Annotated in this window: 11 protein-coding genes; 2 read left to right on the forward strand and 9 right to left on the reverse strand. The window is 68.7% G+C overall.

Features of this window, described 5'->3' with window-relative positions; translation table 11 throughout:
- The first annotated feature begins 21 nt into the window (after positions 1-21).
- Positions 22-816 (forward strand): transglutaminase domain-containing protein, encoded by a 795-nt coding sequence (locus tag ACP7EY_RS06010; protein WP_426191482.1) that lies wholly within the window; start codon positions 22-24, stop codon positions 814-816.
- On the opposite strand, the gene ACP7EY_RS06015 is transcribed toward ACP7EY_RS06010, so the two are convergent.
- The 4 genes from ACP7EY_RS06015 to ACP7EY_RS06030 form a co-directional block, all read right to left on the reverse strand.
- On the reverse strand, positions 785-4,105 hold the full coding sequence (locus ACP7EY_RS06015; protein WP_426191484.1) for a lantibiotic dehydratase: 3,321 nt from the start codon (positions 4,103-4,105) through the stop codon (positions 785-787). The genes ACP7EY_RS06010 and ACP7EY_RS06015 overlap by 32 nt on opposite strands.
- The gene (locus ACP7EY_RS06020; RefSeq protein WP_426191486.1) at positions 4,102-4,980 is read right to left on the reverse strand and encodes a cupin-like domain-containing protein; all 879 of its coding nucleotides are present in this window, start codon (positions 4,978-4,980) and stop codon (positions 4,102-4,104) included. The genes ACP7EY_RS06015 and ACP7EY_RS06020 overlap by 4 nt, the downstream gene beginning before the upstream one ends.
- 25 nt (positions 4,981-5,005) lie before the next feature.
- On the reverse strand, positions 5,006-5,299 hold the full coding sequence (locus tag ACP7EY_RS06025; RefSeq protein WP_426191488.1) for a hypothetical protein: 294 nt from the start codon (positions 5,297-5,299) through the stop codon (positions 5,006-5,008).
- A 350-nt stretch (positions 5,300-5,649) separates the two neighbouring features.
- Positions 5,650-6,663 (reverse strand): GlxA family transcriptional regulator, encoded by a 1,014-nt coding sequence (locus tag ACP7EY_RS06030; RefSeq protein WP_426191490.1) that lies wholly within the window; start codon positions 6,661-6,663, stop codon positions 5,650-5,652.
- 140 nt (positions 6,664-6,803) lie between these two features.
- Between ACP7EY_RS06030 and ACP7EY_RS06035 the strand changes: the two genes are divergently transcribed.
- A complete protein-coding gene (locus ACP7EY_RS06035) occupies positions 6,804-7,910 on the forward strand; it encodes an S-(hydroxymethyl)glutathione dehydrogenase/class III alcohol dehydrogenase (RefSeq protein WP_426191492.1) in 1,107 nt (368 codons plus the stop codon).
- A gap of 31 nt (positions 7,911-7,941) precedes the next feature.
- Here the strand turns inward: ACP7EY_RS06035 and ACP7EY_RS06040 are convergent, their stop codons facing one another.
- From ACP7EY_RS06040 to ACP7EY_RS06060, 5 genes are all read right to left on the reverse strand, one after another.
- Positions 7,942-9,033 (reverse strand): DMT family transporter, encoded by a 1,092-nt coding sequence (locus ACP7EY_RS06040; RefSeq protein ID WP_426191494.1) that lies wholly within the window; start codon positions 9,031-9,033, stop codon positions 7,942-7,944.
- A gap of 156 nt (positions 9,034-9,189) precedes the next feature.
- The gene (locus ACP7EY_RS06045; protein WP_426191496.1) at positions 9,190-10,434 is read right to left on the reverse strand and encodes a TolC family protein; all 1,245 of its coding nucleotides are present in this window, start codon (positions 10,432-10,434) and stop codon (positions 9,190-9,192) included.
- Positions 10,431-10,751 (reverse strand): DUF3240 family protein, encoded by a 321-nt coding sequence (locus ACP7EY_RS06050; RefSeq protein WP_426191498.1) that lies wholly within the window; start codon positions 10,749-10,751, stop codon positions 10,431-10,433. Before ACP7EY_RS06050 ends, ACP7EY_RS06045 begins: the two co-directional genes overlap by 4 nt.
- Entirely contained in the window at positions 10,744-13,833 is a 3,090-nt protein-coding gene (locus tag ACP7EY_RS06055; protein WP_426191500.1) for an efflux RND transporter permease subunit, read from the reverse strand. The genes ACP7EY_RS06050 and ACP7EY_RS06055 overlap by 8 nt, the downstream gene beginning before the upstream one ends.
- Positions 13,833-14,996, reverse strand: coding sequence for an efflux RND transporter periplasmic adaptor subunit (locus ACP7EY_RS06060; RefSeq protein WP_426191502.1), 1,164 nt, complete (start codon positions 14,994-14,996; stop codon positions 13,833-13,835). Before ACP7EY_RS06060 ends, ACP7EY_RS06055 begins: the two co-directional genes overlap by 1 nt.
- Positions 14,997-15,021 lie beyond the last annotated feature (25 nt).

The following is a 15,021-nucleotide window of genomic DNA, read 5'->3' on the forward strand; positions in this document are numbered from 1 at the left end:
CCATAGCGAAAGTGAATGCCCATGTGGCTGCGTACTGCTTGCAAGCTTGAATTTACCGTTCCGGAGCCCACCCCGTTCATCCTGATGCTGCGGCCGCGCAGCGGTGCGCAGCAGTGGGTGGCGCGCGAGACCTACACGCTCACGCCCAGCGTGCCGGTGCAGGAGTTCACCGACGCGTATGGCAATCTGTGCCAGCGTTTCGTCGCGCCGCCCGGCGAATTTTCCATCAACACCTCGTCCGATGTGCAAACGGCCGACATGATCGACGTGGCGCCCGGCGCGCCCTTCGACGAGGTGCAGAACCTGCCCGATGGCGTGCTGACCTACCTCTTGCCCAGCCGTTATTGCGATTCTGAACGCTTTATCGAGATGTCGCGCAGCATCGTCGGTGGCGTCGCGCCCGGCTACGACCAGGTTGCTGCCATTTGCGCGTGGATCCGGCGCGAGGTGCGCTTCAATCCCGCCTCGGGCTACAACCACATGGCGGCGAGCGAAGTGAACCAGCGGCGCGAAGGGGTCTGCCGCGATTTGACTCACCTGGGCATCGCCCTGTGCCGCAGCCTGTGCATTCCGGCGCGCATGGTGGTGGGCTATCTGCACGGGCTGGCGCCGATGGACCTGCATGCCTGGTTCGAAGCCTACGTGGGGGGCCGCTGGTACACCTTCGACGCCACCCAGGACGCGCCGCGCGGCGGCCGCGTCACCCTCGGCTACGGCCACGATGCCGCCCAGGTGGCGATTTTCAACCAGTTCGGTCCGGCGCTGGAAGCGCACGACATGCGCATCAGCGTCGAGCTGCTGGCGACGGCGCCCTGATTGCTGTCGCCACTGTCGGTGACACGATCGACTGCTCCCTGTAAGCGCGGCGCAGCAATTCCAGCAGCAAGGCTTCGGGGTGAGCGCCCCACGGGACGCCCAGGCGGTTCGCGCCCATGTGCAAAATACTCGCGATGATGCTGTGCAGTGGCTGGGTCAGTGCGCCCGCCGCCGCCAGCGACTGGTACCGGCGCACGGGGCGCACGATCGCCTGCGAGCGTCGCTGGAAGGCCGCGAGGGCGCGGGCATAGCGGGGCGGCGGCGCCGTGAGCAGGGTACGCACCTCGTCGCGCAGGGCGCGGCACTGGGCGGCCAGCCGCTGGGGCGAGCAGGGGGCGTGATGCGCGTGCGCCTGACGATCGCGCGCACGGCAGGCGGCGGCGCACAGATCGAGCAGGGGCAGCCGGTCAGGCGCCGTCAGCCCGAAATCGTCGAGCAGCATCGCCATGCTCAACAAGGCGATCGGCCAGCGAGCCTGTGGGTCGCGCCCGTCGCCGGCCAGGATGGTCAGCGCCGCGTCGCTGTCGGCCTCGAAAATGTGCTCGGCCGCGCGCTGGCCGCGGACACCGCCGTAGCGTTCGATTTCGGGATCGTAGGTCTCGAGCGCGATCCGCTCAAGCGCTACCGTTCCCGAGGCCACGCACGCCATCAGCGCAGGCGCCACTTCGTGCCAGAGGCGCGCGGGCGGCCCCTGAAAGCGCAGCCGCACATGCCAGTCGGGATCGGCGTACAGCACAAAGAAGCAGCGCACCATCGCCTGCGTCGAACGCATCTGCGCGAGCAAGGGCGGCAGGTGGCGGGCCAGCAGGCGTTCGAGCCCGATGGGGCCGCCGTAGAGCTTCAGGTAGAGCCAGTCGCTGCCTGGCATCTTTCTCGCGTCAGGCCGTGGTCCGGGGCCGGAGGGCATATCACGGCCCGGCCCCGCGTCGGCCGGCGCGTGCGTGCGTACGAAGGGGACGATGAGCTCATGGTAAAAATGGCCATCCGGTCCCGCAGCGACCAGTTGCGCCGGTGGCGGGAATACCTCGCGCAGGGTGAGCACCTCGGCCTGCATCGACAGGCGCAGCAAGCTGTCGATGGCGAGGATGTTGTCGAGGTCGACCGTGAGGGTGCGGTCGGCATCGATGAACGCCACAAAACGTGGCAGCCTGAGCCTGGCACGCAGGGCCTGCATCGCCGCGTAGCGGGCGCCGCAGGCCAGCGTCGCCATCGATCTGAACTGGCGGGCATCGGGCTGCCACTGGGCCAGGGACAGGATCGTATTGCCACGGCTCACGCGCGGCAGAAACGGCGCGCCAGCCAGTGCGCCCCAGGAGAACTGGCGCTCGGCCGCTACATTTTGGGTGGCCACGCAAGCGAGGAAGCGATAGATGCCGATGCCGCCCCGGTCGAAAGCATGGGCGCAATCGAGGTGGGGGATCACGGGCCGCCCCCGGCTTGCCGAGCGCAGGCACACCTGGCCGTCGCGCACGGACACCAGCAGGTCCGACAAGGCAATCTGGTCGACGCCGGCGCCCCCCGCATGGGCGCCGATGGCAATCTGGTACGGGCGCAGGCTGGGGCGGAAGATGACATTGCCCAGGCCCGCATGGGGCAGGTGGCAGATTTCGGCATGGAGGCTGTCGTGCGCAAGCGATTGCTCGATGCGCAGCGTGTTTCGCAGTTGCGCGGCCAGTTGCGGGTCGCTCGCGCAGAAGCGGCCCAGCAAACGGCAGGACGAGGGCCCGGTCAGGCGCTGGAGATGGAGCAGGTACGGGGCCTGGGCTGGGGCCGGCGCCGCTTGGGCCATGGTGGCGTCGATGGCGCCGGTCGCGCCGGTGGCGCCGGTCGCCCCGGTGGCGCCGATGGTCACGATGGCCGCCATGCCCGGGGGCAGCGGGTGCCGAACCGGGTCGTCGTCGCCGGTCAGCGCCGTGATGAGGGCATCGTCGAGTTCGATGCTGGTGGCGCCATCGCGCAAGGCCTCGCTCAGCATGCGCAACAGAACCTTGTCGCGCGGGCCCCACGGTGCCGGCGCCGTGGTGTGCGCCGCCGTGTCCGCCGGGCCAGCGTGCGCACCGCCGTCAGCACGGCCACCGTGCCATTCAAAGCCGATGCCCCGTTCGGCGTCGAGCACCTCCAGCAGTGGCATGGCCCGATCCTGGTGGCGTCGGCTGAAGGCCTGCTTGAAGGCGTGCAGGGGGTCGGCCGGCGTGGTGCCGACCCGCAGCAGCAGGGCGCAAGCCCGTTCGATGTCCGCCAGCAGCGCGCCGCCCAGCACCAGGTCGGGCGCCGGCTTGATCAGATCGACGTGCAACAGCGGCGCGCTCGCCGGTGTGCCTGCCAGCGCGCGCAGCTGGCCGGCCAGTTGCCCGGTCAGTCCGGCGCCCGCGCCTGCCGCGCCCGCACCGTCCTGGTCCAGCTGACGCAGGGCCGCGCTGGCGGCGGCCAGCACAGTGCTCGTGCCGGCGGCGGCGCTGACCGTGTTCAATTGCCCCATCAGGCACTCGAGCGGGTCGGCGCCCGTGGCCGACGGCGCCAGCGGAGAACAGAGCAGGCGTGCCGCCAGCAACTCGCGCACATAGGCCGCCGCCGCGCCGTCGTCGACCGCGCAGGCGGCGGCCACGTGGGCGGCAATGTCAGCAATGCTTGCGCCGCCCTCGACCCGGGCAGCCGCGGCCAAGGCGGCCTGCAAGGGCGGCGACGGCGTGACATCGACCAGGCGATAGTCGATCAGGTCCTGGTCCGGGCGTGCCTCGCAGTAGCGCAGCCGGTTGTCGACCCGGTAAGCGATCGATGGCCCCGTAAAGCGCAATTGCGCTTGCACGGCTGGGTCGTCGGACAAGCGCTGGGCCAGCCTGACCAGCAGGCCCATGTCGAGACGGCTTCGGCGCTGGTGCGCGGCCTGCCCGGGCACGGCGAAATGCGTGGTGGCGCCGATGCGCCCCAGGCTGGTACCCGCAAACAGGCCAAAGGGCGTCGGGCGGCTGCACATGCGCATGAAGTAACGCAGCACCGCCGCCTCGATTTTGAGTGCCGCCGTATCGGTGGCGCCATCGAGCCAGGCGCCCAGGCGCTGGTGCAGGCCGGGCGAGGCCAGGCCGATCGCGGCGCCGATGGCGGGCCGCCTGACGGCCTCGCGCAGGCGCTGCCGCAACAGGGCCGCGTCCGCCTGCACGCGCGCCTCGAGGGCGCCATCTGTCTCCCCACGGTGCTGCGCGCCGATGCCGGCCGACCAGCGCTGCACCTCGTCCCAGGGCAGGGCGGGGGTGCGCTGGACGAAAAATCCGGCGGCCACGAAGTCCCTCATGGCAAGCGCTCCCTGAGCTTGTTGAGCGACACGTGGACGCGCGCCCGCCCGCGCAGCAATAACTGGCCCCACAGGAGGGGGGTGAACAGGGCCTGGGGCAGGGGGCGGGGCCAGAAGAAATTGACGTTCGTTGCCCATGGCGAGACGATCGTCACCTGGTGAAACCAGCCGGCGGGAATATACAGCGACTCGCCCGGCTGGAGCACGCATTGCATGCCCCGCACATGGCGTGCCAGCGGATACCGTTCGAAATCGGGCAGGTTCGGGTCGAAGTGACAATGCGTGGTGCCACCGATGCGATACAGGGCGCGCCCCATTGCGGGAGGGAACAAGGCAAAATGCTTGTTGCCAGCAAGCTGGACGTTGCAATTGGGCTGTAAATCGAAGTGCAGCCCGGACGAGGTGCCCAGCACGCCGCACCAGAAAATCCGGTCGATGGGATCGCGCCCGTACCAGTGCGGCGCCGCGATGTCGGCCACGAGGTGGGCGGGCAGGCACGCCAGCTTGACGTCGAGATAATAAGACCACGCGATGCCGCTGGCGCGGATCGCCCGCACGACGTCGGCGGGGCCGCCGCCGCGCGCGGCAATGGCTTGCACGGCGCGGCCATTGGCGGTTTCAAGGACCCAGTCGAGGTAACTGGCCAGGGTGGTCCGCCCCCCTTCGCCCATGGTTTGATAGAAATTGCAGGGCGCGCCCTGCGTTTCGCGGACCATCACGCGCGTGTTTCCCGCAATGGATTTGAGGTAGGCCGGTGTCCAGGTTCGCAGCGCCTTCCAGCGGGCGACCTGCCCCACCACGATGCGGGGCGCACCGCCCAGAACGGGCGGTGTGAAGTGGCGCACGAGCACGCGCGGAACGGGGGCCAGTTTCATGGGCGGGCCAGGTGGGGGCGCGCGCTTACTTGCCGCGGGTTTTCTTGAGCTCCTCGCTGGGGCGCCGGGGCGCGCCATTGCACGTCCAGAGACTGTGCGCCTCCACTTGCAGCAGGCGGTCCCAGACATTGAGCGAACGGATGGTTTCCCGCTCGAGCAGCAGGCGTTTTTTTGGCACACCGGCCACCTCGGCGGCGGGCGCCGCACTGGCGGCCGGTGTGCCGTGGGCAGGATGGCCGGGCGGGGCCAGCGCGTGTTCTGCCAGTGACAAGACCCCCACCAGCACGGTGGTTTCTTCTTCCGTGAGGTGATCGCGCATTGCGTTGAGCTTGTCAGCTAGTTGTTGAACGTCGGTTTGACTGACCTTGATATAGTCCGATTGCATTCCCATCGCAGTGCCCCCCAAAGAGAAAAACCGAGATTCGCAGCCTGGACGGCCCGACCAGGTGCCCGATCGTGAGCAACTGGCAAACAACTGCACGGCGATTGGTCCGGCGTTGCCTGCCGCGTTTGCAGGTCTCACTGCTTTTAGAGCGGGCACTGGTACTGAAGTTCAGAGGGGGATTCCGAATCTGCTAGCGCGATATGGCTGACAATGCGGCTGACAATTGGCGCGCCGTCGGCAAGCGCCGGGCGCGGGCTCACAGCCGGCGCCGCTCAGGGCGCCACTCAGGGCGCCGATCCGCTCACGCCCGTGGTGGCAAACCGTTCCCGGTAGGCCTTGGGGGCAATGCCGAGTTTTTTCAAAAACACCCGTCGCATGTGCGCCTCGTCGCTGAAACCGGCGCGCACGGCCACCGTTTTAAGGGGCAGGGCCAGGTCGGCCAGCAGGTGGGTGGCACGCTCGAAACGGCTCGTCTCGATGAATTCCTGGGCGCTCATGCCCACTTCCTGCTGGAACACGCGGGCAAAGTGGCGCTCGCTCATCAGCGCCTTTTGCGCCAGTTGCGACAGCGGCAGGCGCTGTGCGAGGTTGTCGAGAATCCAGCCCTGCAGCTCGCGGATGTTCGGCCGTGCCGTGCGCTCGCTGCGCAGGTGGGCGCTGAACTGCGACTGGCCACCGGGGCGTTTCAGAAATACCACCATCTCGGTGGCCACCTCGAGCGCCAGCGTGCGGCCAAAATCCTCTTCCACCAGGGCCAGCGCCAGGTCAATGCCCGCCGTCACCCCGGCGGACGTCCAGATGTTGTCAGACTGAATAAATATGGCGTCGACCTCGACCTCGATGGCGGGAAAGTCGGCCTGCAGGCGATCGGCCACGCCCCAGTGGGTGGTCGCACGCTTGCCGTCGAGCACGCCCGCGTGGGCCAGGAAGAAGGCGCCGGAACACAGCGCCGTGAGGCGGCGCACGCGCGGCGCGACGGCGGCGATCCAGTCGACCAGTGGCGCGCTGTCGACCAGCGCCGCGTGGATGTGACGGGCGCCCACCACCAGCACGGTATCGGGCAGGGCCAGCGTGCCGACGGCCTTGGTGGCCTCGAGCGTCATCACGGTGTCGGACGGCACCGCGCCGGTCCGGCAGGAGGCGATGCGCACGTCGTAGCCGGGCCCTTTGCCATCGCGCAGCAGGTGCAGATTGGCGTATTCGAACACGGACAGGGGACCGATCGCTTCCATCGCCTTGAAGCCGGGATAGACGACGATATCGACGGTGATGGCGGCGGCCGGTGCGCGCAATGTCATGAGTACGATGGTTGAGAGGAGGACAATCCGGTCATTATTGCATCAAATCCTGCCATTCCGGCCGGCGCCGCCTGCGCCGCGCCGCCCCTGCCGCCACAATCGGGGCCTTGCCCATACCGACCTCAAAGGAATGCCCCTTCATGAAAACCAAAGCAGCGATTGCCTGGCGCGCCGGCGCCCCCCTGACCATCGAAGAAGTCGACCTCGACGGCCCGCGCGCCGGTGAAGTGCTGGTCGAACTGAAAGCGACCGGCATTTGCCATACCGACTACTACACCCTGTCCGGCGCCGACCCGGAAGGCATTTTTCCCGCCATTCTCGGCCACGAAGGCGCCGGTGTCGTCGTCGACGTGGGCGCGGGCGTGACGACCCTCAAAAAAGACGATCACGTCATTCCCCTGTACACGCCCGAATGCCGCCAGTGCAAATTCTGCCTGTCGCAAAAGACCAATCTGTGCCAGGCGATCCGCGCCACCCAGGGGCGCGGCCTGATGCCCGACGCCACCAGCCGCTTCTCGATCGACGGCAAGCCCCTGTTTCACTACATGGGCACGTCGACGTTCTCGAACTACATCGTGGTGCCGGAAATCGCGTTGGCGAAAATCCGCCAGGATGCGCCGTTCGACAAGGTCTGCTACATCGGTTGCGGCGTCACCACGGGCGTGGGCGCCGTGCTGTTCTCGGCGAAAGTCGAGGCGGGCGCGAATGTCGTCGTGTTCGGGCTCGGTGGCATCGGCCTGAACGTGATCCAGGCGGCGAAAATGGTGGGCGCCAACAGGATCATCGGCGTCGACCTGAACCCGGCCCGCGAAGCGATGGCGCGCAAGTTCGGCATGACCCATTTCATCAATCCGACACAGGTCGAGAACGTCGTCGACGCCATCGTGCAGATCACCGACGGCGGCGCCGACTACAGCTTCGAGTGCATCGGCAACACCGGCACCATGCGCCAGGCCCTCGAATGCACCCACAAAGGCTGGGGCAAGTCCTTCATCATCGGCGTGGCCGCCGCCGGCGAGGAAATCGCCACCCGCCCGTTCCAGCTCGTCACCGGCCGCGAATGGCGCGGTTCGGCGTTCGGCGGCGCCCGTGGCCGTACCGACGTGCCGAAGATCGTCGACTGGTACATGGAAGGCAAGCTCAATATCGACGACCTGATCACCCACCGCCTGCCGCTCGAGCGCATCAACGAGGGCTTCGACCTGATGAAAAGCGGCGAGTCGATCCGTTCGGTGGTGCTGTACTGACAGGGCGGGCCGGCACGGACGGTGAAGGTGCTCAGTGCTCGTGGCGGTGGTGGATGTCGGGATAATGGGCATGCGCATGCGCGAGCGCCTCGTGCACATGCGGATGGGAATGGACTTCGCTGCCATCGCGGTGCCCATCTTGCCCATCGTGCCGGTGCTGGTGATGGCTGTCGTGGCGGTGCGCGTGGGTGTGTGCCAGAGGCGCATGCTGGTGATGGTGGGCGTGCGTCTCGGTGAGATGGAGCCAGATGCCGCCGGCCATCAAGGCGGCGGCGAGCCAGAACAGTGTACCCGGCACTTCGCCCAGCAGGGCCACCGAGACGGCCGCGCCCACAAACGGCGCGGCCGAGAAGTAGGCGCCGGTGCGGGCCGTGCCCAGGTGGCGCAGCGCCAGCACGAATAACACCAGGCTCAGGCCGTAGCCGCAAAAGCCGACCAGCGCGGCCGCCAGGATCGTCGGGGCGGCCGGAACCGCCATGCCCAGCGCCAGCGCAATGCCGAGGTTGACCGTACCGGCCACCAGGCCCTTGAGGCAGGCGATCTGCAGGGGATCGCTGGCCGACACCTTGCGCGTGAGGTTGTTGTCGATGGCCCAGCACAGGCAGGCGCCGATAATGGCCAGCGCGCCCCACGGCACCCCCAGCGCCGGCACCTGCTCCCACGACAGCACGGCGCCGGCGACGACGATCAGGAGCATGCCGATAAAGATGCGCAGATCGAAATTTTCCCTGAAGACGAACCACGCCAGCAGCGCCGTCAGCACCCCTTCCATGTTCAGCAGCAGCGATGCGGCCGACGCGGGCGTGAGCGCCAGGCCGAGCATCAGCAGCACGGGGCCGGCCACACCGCCGGCGGCGATGGCGCCGGCCAGCCAGGGCAGGTCGGGCCGGGTCAGCGCCACCGGCCGCTCATGCGCCGCGCGCCGCACCGCCGCGCGCAGCAGATAGCACAGCAGCAATCCGACCCCGCTGCCCAGGTACAGCAGGGCGGCCAGCAGGACGGGCGAGACCTGGCCCACCAGCGTCTTGGCAAACGGGGTACTGGCGCCGAACAGCGCCGCCGCCAGCAGTGCGTAGCCGACACCCTGGTGCGGCAGTGTCGGTTTGATGGAGGCTTGTGCCATGCGAGACCTTTGAAATTGTGCCGCTTGCCGCGACGACCAGGCCGCCAACGCTGCCCGCGCCATCATACGGGCAGGGCGGCCAGCAGGCAATCGACAGACGCGGGCGTCGTCGCCGGCCGCTACCGCCAGCGCGAAAAAGCGCGCCGCGCCTTAGCCTTAGTCGATTGACCAGATCAGGTGGGCATCGAGGCGCACGCGGGCAAACGCGGCGAGCGCATCGATCCGGGCCGCTTGCGCCAGCAAGGCCGCTTCAAGGGCGCGGCGGCGCGCCGCCAGCGCGTCGGCCAGCGAGCCTTCTCCGCCCTGGTAGGCACGCTGCAGCAATTGCGCCTGTTGCGCCGTCTGCGCTTCGATCTCGCGCAGGCTGTCCCAGACCTGGTAACTGCGCGTGCTGTCAATAACGGCGCGGCTGGCCATGCTTTGCACCCGGGTGCGGGCCTGCGCCAGCAGTTGCACGGCCGCGCGCGCCTTGATCGCCGCCGCCGCCGCGTCGGCGCTGCGGCCCGGGCCGGGAATCGCGATCGAGATGGTCAGGCCCAGCACGCGCTCCTCGCCGCCCCGTTCACGCGCCGCGCGCACGGCAAACGTCGGGTCCGGCATGCGGTCGCTGGCGACGCGACTGGCACGCAGCGCCGCCAGGTCCGCTTCGGCCTGGGCCAGTTCCACTTCGTGATTATCGTTGACTATTTTTGCCAGCCAGTAGCCGTTCGCCTGCTCGTCCGGTTGCGGTGCGGGCAGCCGGCCGGGCACGGGCGCGGGCAAGCCCGGGTAGTGATTGTCGAGCAGCGCCTGCGACTGGTCCTGCAGTTGCCGGGCTTGCAGCAGCAGCGCCTCGACCCGCAGCACTTCCGTTGCCGCCTGGCGCTGCTCGAGCGCGGCGCCGTCACCGGCTTTGACGCGGGTTGCTGCCACCTCGTGCAACTGCCGGGCCACCTGCAACTGCTCCTGCAAGCGTTCCACGGCGGCGCTGTCGCGCAGCGCCGCGAACCAGTCGGTCAGCAGGGCGCGGCCCGCCTCATGCCACATGTCCGCGTGGCGGGCATGCGCCACTTCGCGCCCCTTTTCCCCGACTGCGCGATCGCGCTCGGCCTTGCCGAACCAGCGCATGGTGCGTTCGAGGGCGAGGTCCTGTTCGGCGTAGCGTGCGTCCGGGGCCACGCTGCGGCGGCTCACGGAGCTGCGCACGGTCCACTCGTACGGGCCGGCCTGCAATTTTGCCTGCTCGGCGTCGGCCAGATCGATCGCCGCCATGCCCAGCCTGAACTGGGGCAGATTTTCCAGCACGCGACGCACCACCGGTTCCGGCGGCAGCGCGCTGAGGGCGCCCGAAGCGCTCGCCGGCACGGCGTGCATGCCGCCAAGGCCAAAGCCGAGCACCAGCAGCCATCGCCGCGCGCTCATACCAGCCTCCCGTAGGCCCCGAGCGGACTGATCCAGTAGGCCACGTTCGGGTTGCGTATTTCCAGCGCCAGCGCCTGCAGCAGTTCGCGCAGATCGTCCTCGACGCCGGCGATCAGCACCAGCTTGCGCGCGGCGCGCCCTTGCACCTGCTCCATGCTTGTCTGCAGGGGCGCGCCCAGCCCGATGCCCTGGGCGGTGAGCAGCGAGAAGCCGCTGGCCCAGGCGCGGTTGGCATGCAGGAAATCGAGCACGTCCTCTTCCAGTGCGGTGGGGATGGCCAGCGTCAGCAAGGCGTTGTAGGCGGATAGTTCAGTCATGGGGCACTCCAGTCAGGCAAGGGGCCGTCGCCGCTACACCGTAGCGACGAAACAGGATGGGTAACAGGATCAGGGTCAGCAAGGTGGCGCTGAGCAAGCCGCCAATGACAACAATGGCCAGCGGCTTCTGGATTTCCGAGCCCGGGCCGCTGGACAGCAGCAGGGGCACCAGGCCCAGGCCGGTGATGCAGGCGGTCATCAGCACGGGCCGCAAGCGCCGCAGCGCGCCTTGGGTGACCACCTCGCCCAGCGTCAGGCCGCGCGCGACGAGGTCGTTGAAGCAGGTGATCATGACCAGGCCGTTGAGCACGGCGATGCCCATCAGCGCGATAAAACCCACGGAGGCGGGCACCGACATGTACTGGCCCGTCAAGGCCAGCGCGAAGACGCCGCCGATGAGGGCGAACGGGATATTGATGAACACCAGCAGCGCCTGGCGCAGGCTGCCCAGGGTCATGAAAAGCAGCAGCATGATCAGGCCCAGCGCCACCGGCACCACCAGCGCCAGCCGGGCCGCGGCGCGTTGCTGGTTTTCGAACTGGCCGCCCCACGACAGGCGGTAGCCCGGGGACAGTCTGAGCTGGCGCGCCACCGTCGCCCTGGCTTCATCGACAAAGCCGACCAGGTCGCGGCCCCGTACATTGGCGCGTACCACCACCATGCGCGTGCTGTTTTCCCGTTCGATCTTGACCGGGCCATCGACGCTGCGCAAACTGGCAATCTGGCTGAGCGCGATGGCGCGGCCGTCGGCCAGCGGCAATTGCAACTGCTGCAACAGGGCTGCCGACAGGCGCAGCGACGCATCACCGCGGATCAGCAGCGGCAGGCGCTTGCCGCCCTCGATCACCACGCCGCCGATGCGCCCTTCGACCAGGGTGCGCAGATCGTTTTGCACCTGGTCGATGGACAGCCCGAGCCGGCCAGCCGCGACCCGGTCGATGTCCACCTGCAGGTACTGGACCCCGCTGTTCTTGACCGTCAGCACGTCCTCACTGCCGGGTATCGCCTGCACCAGTCCGACAATCCTGGCCGCCAGCCCCGCCAGCACCTGTTGATCGGGACCGTAAATCTTGATCGCCAGGTCGCCGCGCACGCCCGAGAGCATCTCGGCCGTGCGCATTTCGATCGGCTGGGTAAAGCTGATATTGACGCCTGGAAAACTATCGGTGGCCTTGCGCAGCGCATCGACCAGCGCCTCCTTGTCGTGGTGCTGGCGGCGCGCGCGGGGCTTGAGCACGAGGAAGGCGTCGGTTTCATTCAGGCCCATGGGGTCGAGCCCCAGTTCATCGGAGCCCAGCCGTGCCACGATGCGTTCGACGTCAGGCACTGCGGCCAGGATGCGGCGCTCGATGGCCAGGTCGAGGCGTGCCGATTCCTGCAGATTGACCGACGGCAGCTTCTCAATCTGCATGATGATGTCGCCCTCATCGAGCGTCGGCATGAACGACTTGCCGACGAACATGAACACGACGACCGCCAGCAGCAGCGCCGTGGCCGCCACTGCGGCAACGCTGCGGGGACGCCGCAAGGCGCGCGCCAGCAGCCGGGCGTAGAGCGCTTCCAGGCGCTGTACCAGCAGCGGCACGGGGCCATGGCTATCCTTGAGCACGAGCGAGGCCAGCACCGGTATCACGGTGAGCGACAGCAGCAGCGAGGCGGCCAGCGCGAAGATGATCGTCAGCGCCACCGGCGCAAACAGCTTGCCTTCCAGGCCCTGCAGGGACAGCAGGGGCAGGAACACGATCATGATGACGAGCATGCCCGCGCTCACGGGCACGGCCACTTCGGCCACGGCACGGTAGATCACGTGCAGCCTGGCCAGCCCCGGCCGGCTGCTGGCGCCCTGAGCCTCGATGTTTTCCACCACCACCACGGCGGCGTCGACCAGCATGCCGATGGCGATGGCCAGGCCGCCCAGCGACATCAGGTTGGCGCTCAGGCCGAAGGCGTTCATCAGCAAGAAGGTGCCGAGGGCGGACAGGGGCAGGATGCAGGCCACCACCAGCGCCGAGCGCAAGTTGCCGAGGAACACGTAGAGCAGCACGATCACCAGCACGGTCGCTTCGCCGAGCGCGGCGGTGACGGTGGAGACGGCGCGCTCGACCAGGTTGCCACGGTCGTAGAAGGGCATGATGATGGTGCCTGGCGGCAGGGTCTTGCTGATATCGCGCAGGCGTTCGCGCACCTGGCCCAGCACTTGCTGGGTGTTGGCGCCGCGCATGGCCAGCACCAGTGCCTCGACCGCCTTGCCCTGGCCATTCTGGGTGACGGCGCCGTAGCGGGTCAGCGCGCCGATGCGCACGGTGGCGACCTGGCCCACGGTGGTGGCGACGCCGTCGCGGCTGCCGATGGCGATGGCGCGCACGTCCTCAAGGCTGCGAATGGCGCCGTCGCTGCGCACCAGCAGCGCCTCCTCGCCGCTGCCCAGGCGGCCGGCGCCATCGCTACGGTTATTCGCCTCCAGCGCCTGCTGCAACTGGGGCAGCGACAATCCGCGCGCGGCCAGCGCTGCCAGGTCCGGCACCACCTCGTAGCTCCTGACCATGCCGCCGAGCGAGTTGACGTCCGCCACGCCGGCGATGTTGCGCAGTTGCGGACGGATCGTCCACTCGAGCAGGCTGCGTTTTTCCATCAGCGTCAAGGGCCCTTCGATGGTAAACATGAAGATCTCGCCCAGCGGCGTGGTGATGGGCGCGAGCCCGCCACTGACGGACGCGGGCAAGTCCTTCATCACGCCGGCGAGGCGTTCGCTGACCTGCTGGCGCGCCCAGAACACATCGGTGCCATCGTCGAAGTCGATGGTGATGTCGGCAATCGCGTATTTCGATTGCGAGCGCAGCACGGCCTGGCGCGCGATGCCGAGCAGCTCCTGCTCGATGGGGGCGACGATGCGCGCTTCGACTTCCTCGGGCGTCATGCCCGGCGCCTTGAGAATCAGCTTGACCTGGGTCGTGGAGACGTCGGGAAAGGCGTCGATGGGCAGCTGGCGAAATGCCTGCACGCCGGCGGCGGTCATGAGCAGGGCCAGCACCAGTACCAGCAGGCGCTGCGACAGCGCCAGCGCGATGATCCGGGCCAGCATCAGCGGGCTCCCGCGGCGCCTGGCGCAGCGACGGCCGGCTTGCCCAGCCCGGACCAGGCGCCTTTCAAGGCCACCAGGCCCTTGCTCGCCACCGCGTCGCCGGCCTCGACGGCGCCGTGCACCCACACCATGCCGCCGCCGGCGGCGCTGGCCTGCACGGGAACGACGCGAAAGCCGCCAGGCGCGCGCACGAAGAGGAACTGTGCGCTGCCCTGGCGCACCAGGGCCGCTTCCGGCACCGCCACGCTGCCTGCGCGGCGCTCGGGCGCAAGCAGGCTGGCCTCGACGTAGGCATTGATTTTCAGGCAGGGATCACGATCGAGTTGCTCGGCACGCACCTGCAGGGCCTGGCTGGCGCTGTTGACGATGGGCGAGATGGCAATAACACGCAGCATGCTGCAGTTGGCCACTTGCAGGCGATCGCCCACCTTGAGGTGCGGCTGCGCGCGCGCGGCCTGCAGTTCGACCCACAGCGGCGCCGCCTGGCCCAGCCGGGCGATGATGGCGCCGGCGTCGACCTGCTGGCCCGGCTGGACGGGCAATTCGAGCACGGTGCCCGCCGCTGGCGCCCTGACCACCAGCAGCGGCGACAGGCTGCCGGCCTGCGCCAGCGCGCCGACCTGCCGGCTACTCAGGCCAGCGCGGCGCAGGGCCTGGCTGTGTTCTGCCGCCGTCAGCGCGGCAAGCCGCGCCGCCGCCCGGCTCTCGTCGAGCCGGGCACGGGCGATGATGCCATCGCCAAACAGGCTCTCGTCGCGCGCCAGCTTGTCGGCGGCCAGCCGGGCCTGGGTCGCGCTGTGCACATACTGGCCTTGCAGCGCCAGGTAGGGCTGGCTGAACAGAGTGACTAGGGGCGCGCCCGCCTGCACCTGCTGCAAGCTGCTCACATGCAGCGTCTGCACCACCCCGGCCAGCTCGCTGCTGGCGATCCGCTGCGACGCCGGCGCGGCGATCACGGTGCCGGCAAAGCGCGCGCCGTTGCCCTCGGTGCCCGCCAGCGTGGCCAGCGCGGCGGTGACGGCAATGCCGGCGCGGTCGATGTCGGCCTCGCTGAGGCGCAATTGCGGCGCAAGCGCCTGCGCCATCGTGATGGGCGCAAACGCCAGCGCAGACAGCGCAAGCAGGCGTGGGGCGTGAAGGAAGGGAGAACGGCTGGGCGGCATGGCGCGTCATTTCGTCGAGGTGGTC

Source organism: Massilia sp. DWR3-1-1, from assembly GCF_049898325.1.
In the GTDB taxonomy this organism is placed as follows: Bacteria; Pseudomonadota; Gammaproteobacteria; order Burkholderiales; family Burkholderiaceae_D; genus JAFCUW01.

Excerpts from the sequence above, each read along its gene's own strand:
- ACP7EY_RS06010 (WP_426191482.1), top strand. The coding sequence starts at position 22 with ATGTGGCTGCGTACTGCTTGCAAGCTTGAATTTACCGTTCCGGAGCCC.
- ACP7EY_RS06015 (WP_426191484.1), bottom strand. The coding sequence starts at position 4,105 with ATGAGGGACTTCGTGGCCGCCGGATTTTTCGTCCAGCGCACCCCCGCC.
- ACP7EY_RS06020 (WP_426191486.1), bottom strand. The coding sequence starts at position 4,980 with ATGAAACTGGCCCCCGTTCCGCGCGTGCTCGTGCGCCACTTCACACCG.
- ACP7EY_RS06025 (WP_426191488.1), bottom strand. The coding sequence starts at position 5,299 with ATGCGCGATCACCTCACGGAAGAAGAAACCACCGTGCTGGTGGGGGTC.
- ACP7EY_RS06030 (WP_426191490.1), bottom strand. The coding sequence starts at position 6,663 with ATGACATTGCGCGCACCGGCCGCCGCCATCACCGTCGATATCGTCGTC.
- ACP7EY_RS06035 (WP_426191492.1), top strand. The coding sequence starts at position 6,804 with ATGAAAACCAAAGCAGCGATTGCCTGGCGCGCCGGCGCCCCCCTGACC.
- ACP7EY_RS06040 (WP_426191494.1), bottom strand. The coding sequence starts at position 9,033 with ATGGCACAAGCCTCCATCAAACCGACACTGCCGCACCAGGGTGTCGGC.
- ACP7EY_RS06045 (WP_426191496.1), bottom strand. The coding sequence starts at position 10,434 with ATGAGCGCGCGGCGATGGCTGCTGGTGCTCGGCTTTGGCCTTGGCGGC.
- ACP7EY_RS06050 (WP_426191498.1), bottom strand. The coding sequence starts at position 10,751 with ATGACTGAACTATCCGCCTACAACGCCTTGCTGACGCTGGCCATCCCC.
- ACP7EY_RS06055 (WP_426191500.1), bottom strand. The coding sequence starts at position 13,833 with ATGCTGGCCCGGATCATCGCGCTGGCGCTGTCGCAGCGCCTGCTGGTA.
- ACP7EY_RS06060 (WP_426191502.1), bottom strand. The coding sequence starts at position 14,996 with ATGCCGCCCAGCCGTTCTCCCTTCCTTCACGCCCCACGCCTGCTTGCG.